A 17,326-nucleotide genomic window follows, 5' to 3' on the forward strand; every position below is an offset into this window, starting at 1 on the left:
GGCTGGCTGTATCTGGCCGTTGTCATTGATCTGTTCTCACGCAAAGTCGTGGGTTGGAGTATGGCGTCGCGGATGAATGCCCAGCTTGTGTGTGATGCCTTAACAATGGCTTTATGGCAACGTAAACCCAAGGCAGGCCTGATACATCATTCGGATCGTGGTTCGCAGTATGCAAGCCGACAATTTAGACAGCTACTGGCACAGTACAAGGTAACAGGTAGCATGAGCAGGAAAGGTGATTGTTGGGACAATGCCGTTGTAGAAAGCTTCTTCGGCACATTAAAACAAGAGCGAGTGCAGTGGCGTCACTACCAGAGTCGCCATGCTGCCCAGCAGGATGTCCTGCAATACATCACTATGTTTTATAACAGTCAGAGAATGCACTCATACTTGGATTACAAAAGTCCAAACCAATATGAGGCTGAAATGGCTAACTTAGGAAAAGCTGCTTAACTGGGTTGTGTGAATTTGCTTGACCACGTCAATCTGGCAGTTTGCTGCCGATGGTTCATCCAAGCGCAAACAGCTCACCAGCGGCGCCGCCATTAGCCGCTGGCAACTGGTGTTATCGCCAAACGGTGAAAAGCTCGCTTACGACGACTTCAACGGCGATCTGTGGATCCTCGATATCAACACCGGCGATACCCAAAAGCTCTATTCAGGCCAGACCGAAATGAGCCCTTACGCCGATATCGTGTTTAGTGCCGACAGTGAATTACTGGCGATTACCACCAGTAAACTCGGCGACGAACGCCAGCGCATTTATGTGCACAACTTTGCCGAAAACCGCGGCCAGGTGCTGACCAGCGACAAGTACAACTCATACTCTCCGGCCTTTAGTCAGGACCAGCAATGGCTGTACTTCCTGTCGGACCGGGAATTTACCCCCACCACTAGTTCGCCCTGGGGCGACCGCAATATGGGGACTACTTTTGACCGCCGCACTCAGATTTTCGCCTATGCACTGAAAGCCGAGGCGACTTTCCCCTTCCAAAAGCCTACCGAACTGAACACACAATCCGAACCGGAAGAAAATGACGACAGCGAGGAAGCCGAGAATGCGCCAGAGGCACCGCTTATTGACTGGGAGCAGTTAAGCGAGAGACTCTGGCAGGTACCGGTGAGTCCCGGCAACTATAGCGACCTGGCAGCCAACGCCAAATACCTGTATGTCAGGGATCGGGTGACGGAGCCCGGCAGCAAACCGGTGCTTAAAGCAATTGAACAAACACCGCATCATAAAACCAGCACCTTTACGGCAGGCCTGAGCGGCTACAAGCTTAGTACTGATGGCAAAAGTATGCTGGTGTTAAAACAAAGCAGCAATAACGATCAGATTTATATTGTGAGCGCTGGCAGCAGTTTTCCTTCAGACACCACCGATCAAAAAGCCGATGTGTCGGCCTGGAAGTTACGCATCGATCCACAGCAGGAATGGCAACAACTGTTTCATGACGCCTGGCTGATGCACCGTGACTATTTTTACGACAAGGCCATGCGTGGTGTTGACTGGGCGGCAATAAAACAAAAATACCAGCCATTGATCGCTCGCATTACCGACCGCGCTGAACTTAATGACGTGCTTGGCCAGATGACCGGTGAGCTTAATGTGTTGCACTCACAGGTATATGGCGGCGACACACCGCAGGAGCCTGATCGCCCCGCGCCGGCCAGTTTAGGCGCCAATTTGCTGCAAACCGATGAAGGCGTGCAAATTGCCAGCATATACCAGTACGACAACGAAGTGCCTGCCAAAGCCTCACCGTTGTTAAAACCGAGCACTGACGCCAAAGAAGGTGACATTATTACCAGTATTAATGCACGCCCGATTGGCTCGCTGGCTGAATTAAATCAGGCATTGCTTAATCAGGCTGGCCGTCAGGTACTGTTGGGTCTTAACCGTAATGGTGAAGCCTTACAAACTATTGTGTACCCGGTAAGTAATCGCACCGATGCACGCCTGCGTTACCAGGACTGGACAACCCGTAACCGCCAGAAAGTCGAACAGGCCGACCAGGATATTGGCTACCTGCATTTGTATGCCATGGGTAGCAACGATGTGTCGGATTTCGCTCGCGAGTTTTACGCCGCCTACAAGAAAGACGGCCTGATCATTGATGTACGCCGTAATCGCGGCGGTAATATCGATAGCTGGATTTTAGAGAAACTGCTACGTAAAGTGTGGATGTTCTGGACCAGTGACAACCGCGAGCCGAATACCAACATGCAACAGACTTTCCGTGGTCACCTGGTGGTACTGGCCGACCAATATACTTACTCTGACGGTGAAACCTTCACGGCAGGCGTGAAAGCCATGGATTTAGGCCCGGTGATCGGCAAACAAACCGCTGGTGCCGGCATCTGGTTGCGTGGCCGTAACCGCCTGGCCGATAACGGCATGGCGCGGGTAGCGGAGTTGCCGGTCTTTGCCGAAGATGGCCGCTGGATCACCGAAGGATTGGGGATTGCTCCGGACATTGAAGTAGACAACCTGCCTCATGCCACTTTTAGGGGTGAAGATGCGCAGCTAGATGCCGCGATTGAGTATCTGCAGCAGCGTATTGAGCAGCGTCCGGTAAAACCTTTAACGCCTCAGGCCTATCCTGGCGTTACTGAACCTGCGGGTGACATTGAGCCATAACGAAACCTGCGCTGCCCTATTAACAGGGCAGCGCTTTTCTTTCTTACGACGTAATCGCCGCTACTACTTTATGCAGGCTAAGCTCCGCAGACAGTAAATCCACCTGTGCCTCAATGGCTTTTAGTTTCGCTTTCAGCACTCCCGACTCTCGGGCATTTAGCTTAAACATATCGCTGTCACCGGCGTCGAACCGCTTACGTTCAAGCTGCGACAGAGTGACCGCCAGCTCAGCATTTTGCTGTTGCAGTGCTAATACTTCGTGGGCCTGCTGCCAGTAAGCATAAGCTTGTTCAAATTGCTGATTTAGCTGGTCCTGCGCCAACCTAACCTCATACTCCAGCACTTTAAGTTTTGAACGCATGGTCGCCTGTTCAGCTTTGGCTTTGCGGTTACCCAGCGTATACGAGAACGTCAGGCCAATTTTACCTTCGGTTTCGGCCAGTGATGTGGGGCCGCTGCCCATGTCCTTAGCCACCAGCGCCTTTACGTCGAGTTTGGGCAACAACTGGTTTTCTGCCAATCGAAACTTATTCTGCGTTACGCTCTGTTCGGTGCGCAGCACCGCCAACGCCGGATGTTGCATGATGGCATTACGCAACCGGGCCGCCTGCGCCGGGGTAATGTTAAACGGCCACTGAATATCTTCTGGCAACTCGGCATCGCTGGCAATCACCTGTGACTGTCCATCACTGTTACGCCAGTAAAAAGCCAGCGCCTGTGCCGAGGCACGTTGAGTTTGACGTAGTTGTGACAAGGCCAGCTTCTGCTCCAGAATACTGGCTTCAAACTCAGTGAGATCAACTTCGGCTAAGTCGCCGCGTTCCAAACGGGTAGACAGCCCTTCGCGCCGGTATTTCAGGGTACCAAGCAGCTCTTGTACCGCGGCAATTTTAAGGCTTACCTCATACCATTTTAAATACTGGCTGAGGCCCTTATACAAAAAGTCATTCATGCTCAGGGCTAATTCAGCCTGGTACTGCTCTATAGCTAACGCGGCGTTACTCACCCCTACCCGGCGCTTATCGATACTGCGGTTTTGCAGCAGCGACAGTGCGACACCAATACTGGCCTCACCGCCAGATAAGGTATTGTATTGCTCCTCGTAAACCGGAAAGTCGCCGGTAGCAACACGGTACTCACTGATGAGCTTAGCGTTCATATCACCCAGAGGTTTTACAAAGCGCTGGGCCGCGGCAGAGCCGTCGTAATAACCGGCCACCCGGCCACTGACATCCTGCTCAATACGCCCGTCGAACGCGCTCTGAGCACTATCCAGCCCGTAGACCAGCTGGTTATTTTTCTCAGTCAGCACATTCACATACGGATGCAACTGCTGCATGTTGTTAATAAGCGAGGGCACCGTGGGCAGCACCTGCTCAGCCTTAAGCGACGTAATTGCCCCACTGGTAAGTGTTAGCAGGGCCATCGCTAAAATACGTTTAGTCATTACGGCCCCCTACCAGCCTGGTGCAGACGAACTGGCCTGCGTGGGCGGTTTCTGAGGCGGGAAGTTATTCAGTTGTCGCCACAACTCGTAGCCCAGGCGCACTTCTTCCAGCAGGATCCACGCTTTGACCCGACTGCCTAAGCGGGCAATGTTTTCCTCCGGCCAGGGCATCTCGGTTTCATCGGGCTTTATCCACACCTGAAACGCACCGGTGGCGTCCGCCACAGGCTCAACATAAGTGACCACTCCACCAAAGGTACCAATGGCAGTACCCGGCCAACCACTAAACTGAAATACCGGCCAGCCCTCAAACTGCAGGCGGGCTTTTGCACCGGGCTTCACCAGTGGTGCATCCAGCCCGCTAATGATAACCCGAACCGTGCGCTCGGCGTTTTTCGGAATAAACTGCGCCAGCACATCACCGGCTTTCACAAAAGTTGAACCACCGCCGTTAAATAAACGCAGGATAGTGCCGTCGACCGGTGCCGTTTTGGTCATGGTAGCCTGACGGGAGAGCACCATAGACACCTGATTAATATCGGCCAGCGATGAAGCCGCCTTGGCTTTTAGCTCCTGCACTTTGATCAGGGCCGCTTCCACATCCTTACGGGATACCAGTCCCTGCTCCTGGAGTGCCTGCTGGCGTTGCAGGTTGCTATCAGCATTGGCGACTGCGGTTTCGTTGGCCTGATGGGCCAACCGGGTAGCGGCTAACTGCGACTGCAGTTTTTCCAGTCGCTGAGCATCCACATCAATGAGCGTAACAATGGGATCGCCGGCTCTTACCTGCATTCCCTCTCGCACGTGCCAGGTTTGGATCTGGCCGTCAACCAACGCCGATATCGCCTGCATGCGATCTACCGGGTCTAGCGAGTCTACCGCACCCGAGCCATGTGCTGTTTGGATCCACGGCGTAAAGTACAGTCCTGCCGCCACCACCAATACTAAGAATGCGATCACCCAACACACTACCTTATGCACGCTGGGAATAATTTGCGCAGGTAAGGAGGTAATATTTTGCATAAAACGGTTTTCGGCTTTACTCATGACCTTCTCCCTTATTGTCGGCAACACTGTCTTCCACGTATAACACGTCCTGCAAATTTAGGGTGGCATTAAACACGCCTTTAAGCGGCATATTAGTAAAGTATAAAACGGTGCAGTCTAGCCGGGCGATGCGTTCCAGCAAGCGCTCTTTAATGCTATGAGGAATGGCATCGAAATGCTGATTGATCACCAGTACCTGCGGTTTTGAAAGGACTGCAGCAGCCAGTTTTAACAACAGAAACTCCAGCGGTTGCAAGGGATCGCCAAGCACCGAGATACGCGTTGCAATGCCCTCATCCAGGTTATCAATCACTTCATCAAGACCAACATACTCTAAGGCTTTACGGACTTCTGCTACCGTTGCCTCCGGCGCCGCCAGGCGCAGGTATTCCTCGATAGTACACTCAACAATTAACGAGCGGTCTAACGTGCTTACCGCCTGCCGTAATTCGTACATGTCGTAGTCGAATAAACTGTAATCGCCGAGCAGAATCTCCCCCTTTGCCGGGCGCTCAAAGCGTTTAAGAAAACCCACCAACTGCTTTTGTACCCAGCTCTTGCGGGTAGTAATAAAGTACTTGTGACCCGCTTCCAGCGTGGCATCCAGATAACAGCTGTCATCAAAATGGCGCAGCGCCAGGCGTTTAAATACCAGCTTGGATGAGGACGGAATGCGTGCGCCATCATCGTGCGTTTCTTCTTGCGGGATAACTAATGCAGAACCTATCTTTTCTGCTGCGCCATACAGTTCGTAATACAGTTTAAGGTACTGGCTGAACCGCGAGATCCCAAAAAACACCGCCGACATAATCAGTTCTGCCGCAACAAGCTGACCGATAGACAGTTGCCCCTGCACGACCAGAAAGCCGCCGAGGCCGAGCAAGGTAGCGCTGGCAAAGGCATACAGCAGCAGAAAGGACACCGCTTGCGAAAAGGTAAAGGTAAAGTGGCCCTTATGTTTGGCAATGTAGTTTTTAATAAAGCTTTCGGTATTGCGCCCGGCGTAATCCATATGGTCGGAGGATTTAAAAAACTCATGGGCAGCGGCCACATCGTTTAACCACTTCGCGGTATCGTATTTGGTTTGAGACAGTTCAATAGCGGTTCGTTTGGCACCCGGTCCCCATATTTTCCACACCAGATACATCACCAGCAAAATGATCATATTGAGCACAAACAGAAACGGGTGATAAAACGATACCAGGGTAAAACCCACAATAATTTGCAGTACCAGGGCGAACCCATCGACCATCAGTGACGGGATGTTTTTCTGTAATGTCATGATATCGAAATAGCGGTGGGTAATTGACGTGTTACGCCGCCCTTCAAAAAAACTGTGGGGTGCCATAATGGTTTTAAGCCCCAACTGAGAAACCAGCCGGGTATATACGCGGCGCTCGTAGTACTCCATCACCCGCATACGTAGCGCACTGAAAATGCCTGAAACAAAAAGCGTAGTAAACAGAATAGCCGCCAGAATAGTTACCGCACGGATGGAGCCAATGTTGGCAATACTGTTGATCAGGGTTTGCACCGCAATCGGCACGGCCAGGGTGAGCAAGCTGATTGCCACGCCATACACCGCAGCCACTCCAAAAAAGCCGCTTTCCGGCTTTAACAAGGAAAGCAGGTATTTTTTGGTTTGTCGTAAATCGATGTTTTTTTCCATTTCAATATTTATCCAACTAAAGATAAGAATGCAATATCATTTACTAAAGACAATAATAAACCGGCCACAAAAAAGAATAAAACTGTTATATTCTACTATAAACATCGAATTTTCCTTATTATGCATCAATTAAACTATCATCACCTGTACTACTTTTACCTGATCGCCCGTGAAGGCAGTATCGCCAGTGCCGCTAAACTGTTGCATGTTACACCGCAAACCGTTAGCGGTCAGCTTAGTACATTTGAGAAACAACTGGGTTATTCCCTGTTTGATCGGGTGAGTAAGCGCCTTTACCTTAACAGCAAAGGTAAACTGGTTTACCAGCATGCCAGTGAAATATTTGAAAAAGGCGCCAGACTGGTTGAATTGCTCCATGCCGATAACGAAGCCATCGATCAGACTTTTGTTATAGGGATTACTGATGCCATCCCCAAGGTATTGGCCTATGATTTTGTGCATTCCACCATGGCGCTATCAAATAATGTACGCTTTATTTTCAGAGAAGGACCATTTGACTCGTTAATCAGTGACTTAGCGTTAAACCATGTGGATCTGATCATCGCTGACCGAGGGGTGGCGCCAGGCACTCAGCTAAATGCCAACAGCCACTTTTTGGGTGAATCTCACTTAAGCTTTTTTGCCAGTCATGCTCAGCTCAGTCATCATCAGGACTTCCCTCGTTCGCTCAATGGCGTGAGTTTATTGTTACCGGGCATTAAATCGGGCATTACCCTTGGCCTTACAAGCTGGCTCGAGGCCAACCAGCTGCACCCCAGAATTGTGGCCGAGTTTGACGACAGCGCACTGCTCAAAGTGTTTGGCAGCGAAGGCTTTGGTGTATTTTGCGCACCCTCAGCAATAGCCGACCACGTGGCCGATTTTTATAACGTGGCATGCATCGGCGAAATTGCCGATATTACCGAGCGTTTTTATGCTATTACCGGCAAAAACCGTGCTCAGCATGTGTTGGTTAACAGTATAGTGGCCGAAGCAAAGACCCTGCTGGGCCAGACTCAGCACAAACACGTTAAAAATTAGCTATAGATAGCAACTAAGAATACGCGCAAGGCAGAATTAACGTATACTGTTAACTAGTGACGTGGCACTTACCGCCACCTATTTCGGGCCTGGCTGCCTTACTGGCTCATCCTGCTGCATGCAACACGCAAATGACCCCCTGGCGTAACAGACCTACGACAACTTATAAGTCCCAATCAATATGAACCACAATGATGTTTTACGCAGAGTGCGCTTCGCCCTGCGAATAGACGATACCGCTGCCATTAATATTTTCCAGCTAGCTGGTTATAAAATGGATATTGAGTATTTAAAGGCCAATATGCGAAAAGAGGAAGAGGCCGGTTACCTGCCCTGCCGCGACAGCGTGATGGCGATGTTTCTCGATGGTCTGATCATCAAAATGCGCGGTGCCCAGTCTGATACGCCTCCCACACCTTTGGCTAAAGGTGTATTTTTAAGTAACAACGAAATCCTGCGCAAACTGAGAATAGCGTTATCCTTTCGTGACGATGACATGCTGGAAGTGATGAAGCTCGGCAACTTCAATATGAGTAAGGGCGAAATGTCGGCGTTTTTTCGTAAGCCCGACCACCGTAATTTTAAACCCTGTGGCGACCAGGTCCTACGGTATTTTCTGCTCGGTCTGGCCCGCAAGTTAAGACCCGATGTAACCACCCCGGTAACTGACAATGGTGCCCCGGTTAACTCACCAGCGATCAAAAAATCGTTGAAAAAGAACACCAAACCCAAACGCACCGGTGCCGTTAAAACTACTGATGAAAAGCGCACAAAATCCGGTGGCCGTATATCCGTTTGGCATAAGCCTGATGATAGTCACAGTAGCAAACGCCCGGCTAAACGCCGCAAGCAGGATTAATCGCCGCCGCTGATCTTATAGGCTGAACCTGTTATGCCATTTACACCTGTACATATGGGCCCGGGCCTGCTGATTAAAGCGCTGCTGCAAGGTAGCTTTAGTCTGATGGTTTTTGGCTGGACGCAAATTGTGATGGACGTGCAGCCGTTGTGGGTGATGATTGTTGGTCACGGCCACCTGCACGGTTTTTCTCACACCATAATCGGCAGCTCACTCATTGCAATATTCGCCGCGTTAACCGGTAAGTATTTATCCGAGTTTGGTCTGAGATTGTTAGGTATCGCTAAGCCCGCCCAGCCAATCATTATCGCCTGGTGGGTCGCGTTTCTGAGCGCCTTCATTGGCAGTTACAGCCACGTGGGACTGGATGCCATCATGCATGGCGATGTCCAGCCCGCGTATCCATTGACGTTGGATAACCCGTTGCTGGGAATGATATCTGTGAGTACCCTGCACAAACTCTGTCTGTACAGTGGTATGCTTGGGGCGGTTATATTTTATGCCGTGCAATGGCACACCCGTAAAAAGCATTATTAACACAGTTGAGGAAATCAGCGATATGGAGCTCAATCAGGTCACCCTGCCAGTGCAGGACATGTCACAAGCGGTGCAGTTTTATTTAACCCTGGGCTTTACCCAGATTGTTGATACACCCCACTACGCGCGCTTTAGTTGCCCTGATGGCGATACCACCTTCTCACTGTCGCTGGAAGATGCCGGGATAACCAATCCTACGGTGATTTATTTTGAACATGAAGCGCTCGATGAGCTCTACGAGGAGTTACTTGAAAAGGGTATCGTTTTTGAGCAACCGCCCACAGAGCAACGTTATCTGTGGAAAGAGGCCATTTTGCACGATCCTTCTGGCAACAAAATTAAGTTGTATTGGGCCGGTGACAATCGGCTGAACCCGCCCTGGAAGGTCAACATCAAAGCCTGATAGCCTAAAAAGGCTTATCGTGGGTTGCTCCGATGTTAAAATAATCGAACTCAACATAGCCGCCAGCCTGCTCCGTAGCATAGTTAAATAGCCCGTAGCGATACCCCATAAAGTGCTTGGTAAAGGTATATAGCATTTGTAACGGTTTGCCTATTTGATGCCAGCGCTCGCCATCCAGACTGTAATAAAACAAAGCCGTGTCACGGTTAAAATCCGTATCGACTCGTAAATATACCCTGTCTTGTTTTACCGGCAGTGTGGCAAGTGTTTCATAGCGCAGACTTAATTGATGCACGCCAACGATCCCTTGCTTTTCGTCTTCGTTATCGATGCCCAGAATAGAACGCACCATAACCAGTGACTTCTGCCCATTGCTACCGGCCTTCACCGCTACATAACCATATTTATTTTGCAGCGCAATCAACCCGGCAACGTCACCCGCCTTCATATGCTGAACATTAATGGCCGTGGTGGCGGAGCTATGAGGACCAAAGGTTCTTTGTGTCAATGTGTTTTTGGCCGTAAGGACCGTTTTATCGGTACGCCCGGTGGTAATTTTTAAGCGCCCGGGATTATCCAGCACCGCCCAGTTAGCGTTATCCGGGTTATGATTCCATTGCCACACCAGCGGCAATGCTAGTTGCCCCGGGCTTCTTTCAAAGTCGTCTGAGGCGACAATACCCTGAATACCGGCTTTATTATCGGGTAGCGGCAATTTTTCCGGCACCTTGCCGTCTTCGCCGAGTACCGGCCAGCCATCCTGCCAGGTAACCGGAACAAGATACGGAATACGCCCGACACTGCCCCGATCGCCAAATAGCATGGCATACCAGTCACCATCGGGGGTATCGACCAACCCGCCCTGAGCAATATGCGCAAAGTCGAGTGCCACACGACTTTCATAAGGCCCTTCAATGTTGTCAGCGCGATTAATAATAACAGAACGTGCCCAACGACTTTTCGGCGAGGCAATAGTAAACAGGTAGTATTTACCGTTAATCTTGTGCATTTGCGAGCCTTCGCCTGGCAGCCCGCCAACTTCATTCTCACCAAAAGCCTTATTAACATTTTCGATAATGACTTTATGTGTACCACCCGGCTTGATATCTGACGCGTCAGATTTAAGCTCAACAAGAGAAAGCTTGCCGCCGCCGTATATCATGTAAACACGGCCGTCATCGTCAAAAAATAACGAATTATCGTGTAACACCGGCGCAAATTCGTGGGCCTGCCACGGGCCGTTTTCGATGTCAGGGGTTTTGTAAACATGGGTTTTACCGGTGGTGGCTGAAAACGTGGCGACGTAAAACATGCCGTTGTGATATCGCAAGCTGCTTGCCCATGAGCCTTTGCCGTAGGCATCCTGACCATTCTCAAGGTTCATTTTGTCGTTTTCGACCAGACGATCATAGGCGTAGCCTGCGATCTCCCAGTTAACCAGGTCACTGGATTTCATAATGGGCAGGCCCGGACTCATATGCATGGTGGTACTGCTCATGTAATAAGTATTGCCCACTCTGATTGTGCTGACATCCGGAACGTCAGCCCAGATCACGGGGTTTTGCGCAGCACTCGCCTGATGACAAAGAAAAGCCAATAAAAGACTACCTACCACACCGAACGATTTCATCATTAACACCTACACGCTTAGCACTCAAAACCGCCACCACAAAAGTGTTCGGCATTACAGTATGTTGCACACTAGGCGAATTCTCCGGGAGGGTAAATGCCACAGGCTTTACCTTTTAAGACGAGCCGGTTGTTATATTTAACTTTTTTAACCTGTGGGATTAAGAAAGAATAACCAGACGCATGACAGATTTTAGAGAACACAAAAAACCGGCAAAAGCCGGTTTCTTTATATCTGGCGGAGAGAGAGGGATTCGAACCCTCGATACGCTATAAACGTATACACACTTTCCAGGCGTGCGCCTTCAGCCACTCAGCCATCTCTCCAAATTGTTTCTTCGAAGCACATAATCATTAACACATCCCTGATGATCGTCACCCAGTCTCGACGTCCTGTCGAGCCGTTGCGCTTCTAAAAGCTTGACGTTAAGTCACCCTTTTTTGTCTTCGACAACCGAATGCTCACCCATTCAGCCATCTCTGAAAAATTGTTTTTACCGCATCGCTGCGAATAAGTGCGCGTATAGTAGGTAAAGCCGCGCTTCGAATCAAGAACTACCCTTAAAAAATCAGCCAAATGCTGATTAATTAAGCACTATGCGCTTTTCTTTGCTTTTAACTGCGCTGAAAAGTCCAACATTCTGTTCAGCGGTATAAGGGCTCTTTCACGAAGTGCGTCATCAACAAAGATTTCGTGAGCACTGGTGTCGTCGGTAGAAAGCGACTCATAGATAGCCTCAAGGCCATTCATCGCCATCCACGGGCAGTGTGCGCAGCTTTTACAGGTAGCGCCATTGCCAGCCGTAGGGGCTTCAATAAACTGCTTCTCAGGCATCAACTGCTGCATTTTATAAAAAATGCCTTTATCGGTAGCCACGATAAAGGTTTGGTTAGGCATATCCTGTGCAGCCTGAATCAGCTGACTGGTAGATCCCACCGCATCAGCCATCTCAACCACGCTGGCCGGCGATTCCGGGTGAACCAGTACTGCCGCTTCAGGATACAGTGCTTTCATGTCCTGCAGTGCTTGTGAGGAGAATTCGTCATGAACGATACACTCGCCCTGCCACATTAGCATGTCAGCACCGGTCTTCTTAGCAATATAAGAACCTAAGTGACGATCCGGGCCCCAGATAATAGGTTTGCCCAGGCTGTCTAAGTGCTCGACGATTTCAAGCGCGATACTGGAAGTAACCACCCAGTCGGCACGAGCTTTAACCGCGGCTGAGGTATTAGCGTACACCACTACAGTGTGATCAGGATGCGCATCACAGAACGCAGAGAACTCTTCAATAGGACAGCCTAAGTCCAACGAGCAGGTTGCTTCCATGGTAGGCATAAAAACGCGCTTTTCGGGGCTCAGGATTTTGGCTGTTTCGCCCATAAACTTTACGCCGGCAACCAACAGCGTTTGCTCGGCGGCATCACGACCAAAACGCGCCATTTCCAGTGAATCTGCAACGCAACCTCCGGTCTCTTCTGCCAGCGCCTGAATTTCAGGTTCGGTATAGTAGTGCGCGACCATGGTTGCATTTTTTTCTTTCAGCAACGCTTTGATCTTATCTTTAAGCTGCGCTTTACGGGCGTCAGACAGCACGGCTGGTTTTGCCGGAAACGGATAATCAATCTGGTCGATACGATACGCTATTGTCATGGCTACTAAATACCTAACCTGGTTATGGCTCAACGGGCGGCGATTATACACGAGTGTCATAAAAATTTCATACACTCGGACGCTTGTTTATTAAATAATCAGAATAATGTTTACGGTTTGCCTCTCTTTGTAGATGTGGGGCTGGTGTTGCTTCTTTCAAGCAGCAGATCTAGAGCGTAGACACCACTCCTCAAGCTTTGCCCTACTACGAGCTGATAAGAGGAATAGTTTAGTGTCGAACAGCTTCGCTGGTTCGTATCCTACGCGGGCATGTATGGTTTGTTCATACAGTGATAGGGTTATTGCTATTGAGGAAGATGGTGGGTCGTGCTGGATTCGAACCAGCGACCAATTGATTAAAAGTCAACTGCTCTACCAACTGAGCTAACGACCCATCTTAATCTGGTATAAAACCGGGAGTAACCTGAGAATCTTTGAAATGGTGGGTCGTGCTGGATTCGAACCAGCGACCAATTGATTAAAAGTCAACTGCTCTACCAACTGAGCTAACGACCCATTTCAAATGGTGATAAATCGAGGAGTGGTGGGTCGTGCTGGATTCGAACCAGCGACCAATTGATTAAAAGTCAACTGCTCTACCAACTGAGCTAACGACCCTTCGATTTATCGCGTCACCTTGTCTTGGCGACGGGCGCATATATTACTCATTTCCGGCGGCGGTGCAACCTTAAAAAACGATTTATTTGCACTTTTGTGGCAAAAACCGTTTAACCGCTTAAAAACAAATCAATTCGGATGGTAATCGAACTGAATGTTCCTCAGTAAAATAAAAAAGGAGCCGCTGGCTCCTTTTTTAAACATTGATACCGCGTCAGAAAATTATAGTCTGGCCTCGGCTAATTTTCGAGCCGACGAGTCCGGATAAGTGTTAATCACTTCTTCGAATAACGCTTTAGCCCGAGCCTGATTACCTACTTTCTCGGCGATTACACCGAGTTTAAGTAATGCATCAGGACGCTTAGCTGAATCCGCAAACTTAGTCGCCACCACTTCAAATTGCGCGGCGGCATCCTGCCACTGTTGCTTATTAAACAGCAGCTGTCCAAGCCAGTAGTGGGCATTAGGCGCATAACTGCTGTCCGGAAAGCGCTCAATAAAGGCCTGAAACTCAGGGATCGCTTTATCGTACTCACGGGACTTAAGGATCAGATTTACGGCTTTTTCGTAAGCATCAGACTCCGACATCCCTGCCGCAGCGTTTGCCGTTGAAGCTGGCGTTGATGACGGCGTCACCGTTGGCTGCGTGCTGGTTACGGCCGCAGCGCCGTTGCCTGCCCCACCACTAAATCCTGACTGTTTTAACGCCTCTACGCGCTTATCGATTTCCAGATACAATTCGCGTTGTCGGTCGAGTACTTTTTGCAGTTGATTAGTATGTACCTCAACGGCTCCGCGTAGCTCGTCCAACTCGATTTGCATGTTGTCGATCTGTTGTTGCAGGCGATGTTGCATTTGCGAACGGTTATCAACTTTTCGTTCTAACACGGTTAACCGTGATTCGATGTCGTTATCATTAACGTTGTAAACAGGCGCACCTGTCGACTGCGCTAAAGCACCTAACGGCAGACACAACAAAGCCATTGCAACAGGTGCAATGGCTTTCTTATAGGATTTGTTGGGATTGCTCATCTTATTGGTAAACAATTACACCACGACGGTTCTGAGCAAATGCATACTCAGAAGAACCCATCACTTCTGGCTTCTCTTCACCGTAAGAGACTACTGAAATCTGGCTTGAGCTAACACCAGCGTTAAGCAGGTAGGTTTGTACAGATTTAGCACGACGCTCACCCAGGGCGATGTTGTACTCAGGCGTACCACGGCTATCAGTATGGCCTTCAATCACCACTTTAGTACCTGGATTCTTAATCAGGAACTCGGCATGCTTATCCAGTACCGGGAAGAAATCAGATTTGATATTTGAACGGTCGAAATCAAAATAAACAGTCTGTTCATTCTGCAGAGCCTGCAGCTCTTGTTTAACCATTTCTTCAGCCATTTGCTGACGTTTTACTGCTTCAGCCTTAACGCGCGCTTCTTCTGCTTCCTGAGCGGCTTGCTCTTCAGCGGCTTGTTGTTGCGCGATGCGGTTACGCTCTGCAGCCAGTTCCTCTTCGCTAGGACCTGATGAACATGCCATCATAGTCACCACTGGCAGGGCGATGATGAAGCTCTTCATTACTTTATTCATTTGCATCCTCTTAATCCTTATACTTATATCGTTGTGATTCTATCAAATCTGTTAAAACAAATAAGGTGACCAGCTCGGCGATTTAACCTGCCCGTCAGCCACCGGTAATCTCGCTTTAAAGCGCCCATCCAGTGACACCAACGACAATACCTGAGTATCCCCGTATAATGTACTATAAATTATCATGCTTCCATTCGGAGCGATACTGGGAGATTCATCTAAATAGGTTCTCGTCAGTACCTGAATCGCACCGCTATCCACATCTTGTCTGGCAATGTGGTAGTCGCCGCGGGTCCTGTTCACCAAAACGACCTCCTGGCCGTCGGGTGTAAAAGTGGCTCCTAAGTTCTGTTCACCTTCGAAGGTTAAACGCCTAACTGTGCCAGTATCTAAATTTACGCGATAAATCTGTGGTTTACCACCCCGTTCGGAGCTAAATATCAGACTCTTGCCATCAGGAGCCCAGGCTGGCTCGGTATCAATTGCCCGATTTCGGGTAATTCTGCGTAAATTTTTACTGGCTAAATCCATAACATAGATTTCAGGGTTCCCATCTTTCGACAGTACCATGGCCATCTGCTTGCCGTCTGGCGAGAACACCGGGCTGCCGTTAATACCCGGGAAATTCGTGATCCGCTCACGCTCCATGGTATAAATATTCTGCACAAAAATTTGCGGGCGTTTGTTTTCAAAACTCACATAGGCAAGTTTTTCGCCATCCGGAGACCATGATGGTGACATTAATGGCTCTGGCGACGACAGCAATCGGGTTTCGTTAAAGCCATCGTAATCCGCGATTACCAGCTGATAAGGAAGCTTCACCTTAGTACGGTCGCGCACAATCACGTATGCGATACGAGTTAAAAACGCCCCCTTAACACCGGTCAGTTTTTCATAGATGACATCACTAATTCGGTGCGAGTATTGTCTGAAATCATCGCCGCCAATGACCACCGCACGTTCATCAATAATATGGTCTTTACTGTTAATCAGACCGCCGTCTTTATTAAGTACTTTCGACTGACCACCGGTTATTTGTCCGCGCAGCACATCAATGATCTCAAAACTCACCAGATAGCGGTCGACGCCTTCAGGCTTAACGCTGCCGACTACCACGGTATCAATACCCTGCGCCGCCCAGGCACCGTAGTTAACTTCGCTATCGGTAGACGGGTATTCCGGCATAGCTGAACGCGCAACCGGGTTAAACTTGCCACTGCGGCGTAAGTCGTTCATCACCACATCGGTCAGATCACCGGGTAACATGCCCTCGCCTTCCCATTTAAAAGGCACCACCGCAATAGGCCGGGCACTGTCCACGCCTTCAGTGATTACAATTTCCAGCGCAGCATGTAACTGACCAACCACGCTAAAATAGGCCAGGGTAATCCATAAACCCAGTTTTCTCATAGGCATTACAACTCCACCTTCAAATCAATGTCTTTAAGTTCTTCGTAAACCGCCGGGTCTTCTGACATAGGCAGTGTTTCAGCGCGTCTTACCGCACTTTCGGCAGCCCTGCACAATGCGCTATCGCCGTCGACTATGCTGACCTGGGAAACAAAACCGGTGGTTGCCAGTTTTAATTTCAGCCGGCAGCTCTTACCTTTAAAGTCTGCATTCAGATAGCGCATGATGGTTTGTTGTATCATTATTTGATAACGCTCAACTTCCGACAATACCTGCTGGCGACGCTGCTGCTGCATAGCCGCCTGCTCTTTCGCTAACTGCTCTTGCATAATTCTTTCCATTTCGGCGCGTTCTTTTGCCTCTTTGGCTTTACGCGCCGCTTCGGCTTTCTCGGCCGCTTCGCGCTCTTTGCGTTCCTGTGCCTTTTGTTCGGCTAACCGGCGCAATTCAGACTGGCGTTTTGCTTCTGCCGCTTCCCGGGCTTTTTGCTCACGGGCTTTGCGTGCAGCCGCTTCCTGGCGCTTTCGTTCTTCAGCCGCTTGGCGTTTGCGCTGCTCTTCGGCCCGGGCCTGAGCTTCTGCCTGGGCCTGGGCTCGCTGCTGATCGTAAATAGCCTGCGCATCTATAAAAGTAGCTTTAATCACCGGCGCAGGCGTACTGTTGGCCACTGGCATTACCGGTGACGATGACAAACTGACGCTTATTAGCAACACTATCACAAGGAGCAGGTGCAAACCCAGTGATTTAACTAAGGCCGATTTATCCGCTTGATCCACA

The 17,326-nt window shown here is 49.7% G+C and carries 15 protein-coding genes and 4 tRNA genes; 6 read left to right on the forward strand and 13 right to left on the reverse strand.

Annotation, left to right across the window (positions count from 1 at the left end; genetic code table 11):
• Together C6Y40_RS19295 and C6Y40_RS25670 are read left to right on the forward strand one after the other, a co-directional pair.
• Positions 1–453 (forward strand): IS3 family transposase (locus C6Y40_RS19295; protein ID WP_146129587.1); only part of this gene is annotated, 453 nt, incomplete at its 5' end.
• 19 nt (positions 454–472) lie between these two features.
• Positions 473–2,641 carry a S41 family peptidase gene (locus C6Y40_RS25670; protein WP_105936037.1) on the forward strand — a complete coding sequence of 723 codons (2,169 nt, stop codon included), beginning with the start codon at positions 473–475 and terminating at the stop codon, positions 2,639–2,641.
• A gap of 43 nt (positions 2,642–2,684) precedes the next feature.
• On the opposite strand, the gene C6Y40_RS19305 is transcribed toward C6Y40_RS25670, so the two are convergent.
• The 3 genes from C6Y40_RS19305 to C6Y40_RS19315 are packed head-to-tail and all read right to left on the reverse strand — an operon-like array spanning position 2,685 to position 6,804.
• Complete coding sequence (locus C6Y40_RS19305) at positions 2,685–4,088, reverse strand: TolC family protein (RefSeq protein WP_105936038.1); 1,404 nt, start codon at positions 4,086–4,088, stop codon at positions 2,685–2,687.
• Between the two features lie 9 nt (positions 4,089–4,097).
• Positions 4,098–5,135, reverse strand: coding sequence for an efflux RND transporter periplasmic adaptor subunit (locus C6Y40_RS19310; RefSeq protein WP_105936039.1), 1,038 nt, complete (start codon positions 5,133–5,135; stop codon positions 4,098–4,100).
• Positions 5,128–6,804 carry an ABC transporter transmembrane domain-containing protein gene (locus C6Y40_RS19315; protein WP_105936040.1) on the reverse strand — a complete coding sequence of 559 codons (1,677 nt, stop codon included), beginning with the start codon at positions 6,802–6,804 and terminating at the stop codon, positions 5,128–5,130. Before C6Y40_RS19315 ends, C6Y40_RS19310 begins: the two co-directional genes overlap by 8 nt.
• A gap of 120 nt (positions 6,805–6,924) precedes the next feature.
• Between C6Y40_RS19315 and C6Y40_RS19320 the strand changes: the two genes are divergently transcribed.
• The 4 genes from C6Y40_RS19320 to C6Y40_RS19335 all read left to right on the forward strand — a co-directional run bounded on the left by C6Y40_RS19320 (position 6,925) and on the right by C6Y40_RS19335 (position 9,644).
• Positions 6,925–7,845 carry a LysR family transcriptional regulator gene (locus C6Y40_RS19320; RefSeq protein ID WP_105936041.1) on the forward strand — a complete coding sequence of 307 codons (921 nt, stop codon included), beginning with the start codon at positions 6,925–6,927 and terminating at the stop codon, positions 7,843–7,845.
• Positions 7,846–8,026: 181 nt separating this feature from the next.
• Entirely contained in the window at positions 8,027–8,704 is a 678-nt protein-coding gene (locus C6Y40_RS19325) for a YehS family protein (RefSeq protein ID WP_105936042.1), read from the forward strand.
• 33 nt (positions 8,705–8,737) lie between these two features.
• Positions 8,738–9,241 carry a hypothetical protein gene (locus tag C6Y40_RS19330; protein WP_105936043.1) on the forward strand — a complete coding sequence of 168 codons (504 nt, stop codon included), beginning with the start codon at positions 8,738–8,740 and terminating at the stop codon, positions 9,239–9,241.
• Positions 9,242–9,263: 22 nt separating this feature from the next.
• On the forward strand, positions 9,264–9,644 hold the full coding sequence (locus tag C6Y40_RS19335) for a VOC family protein (protein WP_105936044.1): 381 nt from the start codon (positions 9,264–9,266) through the stop codon (positions 9,642–9,644).
• Between the two features lie 4 nt (positions 9,645–9,648).
• On the opposite strand, the gene C6Y40_RS19340 is transcribed toward C6Y40_RS19335, so the two are convergent.
• The 10 genes from C6Y40_RS19340 to tolA form a co-directional block, all read right to left on the reverse strand.
• Entirely contained in the window at positions 9,649–11,277 is a 1,629-nt protein-coding gene (locus C6Y40_RS19340) for a glycoside hydrolase family 43 protein (RefSeq protein ID WP_105936045.1), read from the reverse strand.
• A gap of 232 nt (positions 11,278–11,509) precedes the next feature.
• Positions 11,510–11,600 (reverse strand) — tRNA-Ser (locus C6Y40_RS19345).
• Positions 11,601–11,868: 268 nt separating this feature from the next.
• Positions 11,869–12,927 (reverse strand): quinolinate synthase NadA, encoded by a 1,059-nt coding sequence (gene nadA / locus C6Y40_RS19350; protein WP_105936046.1) that lies wholly within the window; start codon positions 12,925–12,927, stop codon positions 11,869–11,871.
• A 318-nt stretch (positions 12,928–13,245) separates the two neighbouring features.
• Positions 13,246–13,321: transfer RNA gene (locus C6Y40_RS19355), tRNA-Lys, on the reverse strand.
• A 46-nt stretch (positions 13,322–13,367) separates the two neighbouring features.
• A tRNA-Lys gene (locus tag C6Y40_RS19360) sits at positions 13,368–13,443 on the reverse strand.
• 26 nt (positions 13,444–13,469) lie between these two features.
• A tRNA-Lys gene (locus C6Y40_RS19365) sits at positions 13,470–13,545 on the reverse strand.
• A 222-nt stretch (positions 13,546–13,767) separates the two neighbouring features.
• Positions 13,768–14,577 carry a tol-pal system protein YbgF gene (gene ybgF, locus C6Y40_RS19370; protein WP_240622022.1) on the reverse strand — a complete coding sequence of 270 codons (810 nt, stop codon included), beginning with the start codon at positions 14,575–14,577 and terminating at the stop codon, positions 13,768–13,770.
• Position 14,578: 1 nt separating this feature from the next.
• Positions 14,579–15,145, reverse strand: coding sequence for a peptidoglycan-associated lipoprotein Pal (gene pal / locus C6Y40_RS19375; RefSeq protein ID WP_105936047.1), 567 nt, complete (start codon positions 15,143–15,145; stop codon positions 14,579–14,581).
• Positions 15,146–15,190: 45 nt separating this feature from the next.
• The gene (gene tolB, locus C6Y40_RS19380; protein ID WP_105936103.1) at positions 15,191–16,549 is read right to left on the reverse strand and encodes a Tol-Pal system beta propeller repeat protein TolB; all 1,359 of its coding nucleotides are present in this window, start codon (positions 16,547–16,549) and stop codon (positions 15,191–15,193) included.
• Positions 16,550–16,554: 5 nt separating this feature from the next.
• Positions 16,555–17,325, reverse strand: coding sequence for a cell envelope integrity protein TolA (tolA, locus tag C6Y40_RS19385; protein WP_240622023.1), 771 nt, complete (start codon positions 17,323–17,325; stop codon positions 16,555–16,557).
• Position 17,326: the final 1 nt, after the last annotated feature.

The sequence above is a fragment of the Marisediminitalea alba genome, from assembly GCF_002993365.1.
Classification (GTDB): Bacteria; Pseudomonadota; Gammaproteobacteria; order Enterobacterales; family Alteromonadaceae; genus Alteromonas; species Alteromonas alba.

Coding starts and splice junctions, on each gene's coding strand:
- C6Y40_RS19305 (WP_105936038.1), bottom strand. CDS start 4,088: ATGACTAAACGTATTTTAGCGATGGCCCTGCTAACACTTACCAGTGGG.
- C6Y40_RS19310 (WP_105936039.1), bottom strand. CDS start 5,135: ATGAGTAAAGCCGAAAACCGTTTTATGCAAAATATTACCTCCTTACCT.
- C6Y40_RS19315 (WP_105936040.1), bottom strand. CDS start 6,804: ATGGAAAAAAACATCGATTTACGACAAACCAAAAAATACCTGCTTTCC.
- C6Y40_RS19320 (WP_105936041.1), top strand. CDS start 6,925: ATGCATCAATTAAACTATCATCACCTGTACTACTTTTACCTGATCGCC.
- C6Y40_RS19325 (WP_105936042.1), top strand. CDS start 8,027: ATGAACCACAATGATGTTTTACGCAGAGTGCGCTTCGCCCTGCGAATA.
- C6Y40_RS19330 (WP_105936043.1), top strand. CDS start 8,738: ATGCCATTTACACCTGTACATATGGGCCCGGGCCTGCTGATTAAAGCG.
- C6Y40_RS19335 (WP_105936044.1), top strand. CDS start 9,264: ATGGAGCTCAATCAGGTCACCCTGCCAGTGCAGGACATGTCACAAGCG.
- C6Y40_RS19340 (WP_105936045.1), bottom strand. CDS start 11,277: ATGATGAAATCGTTCGGTGTGGTAGGTAGTCTTTTATTGGCTTTTCTT.
- nadA (WP_105936046.1), bottom strand. CDS start 12,927: ATGACAATAGCGTATCGTATCGACCAGATTGATTATCCGTTTCCGGCA.
- ybgF (WP_240622022.1), bottom strand. CDS start 14,577: ATGAGCAATCCCAACAAATCCTATAAGAAAGCCATTGCACCTGTTGCA.
- pal (WP_105936047.1), bottom strand. CDS start 15,145: ATGCAAATGAATAAAGTAATGAAGAGCTTCATCATCGCCCTGCCAGTG.
- tolB (WP_105936103.1), bottom strand. CDS start 16,549: ATGAGAAAACTGGGTTTATGGATTACCCTGGCCTATTTTAGCGTGGTT.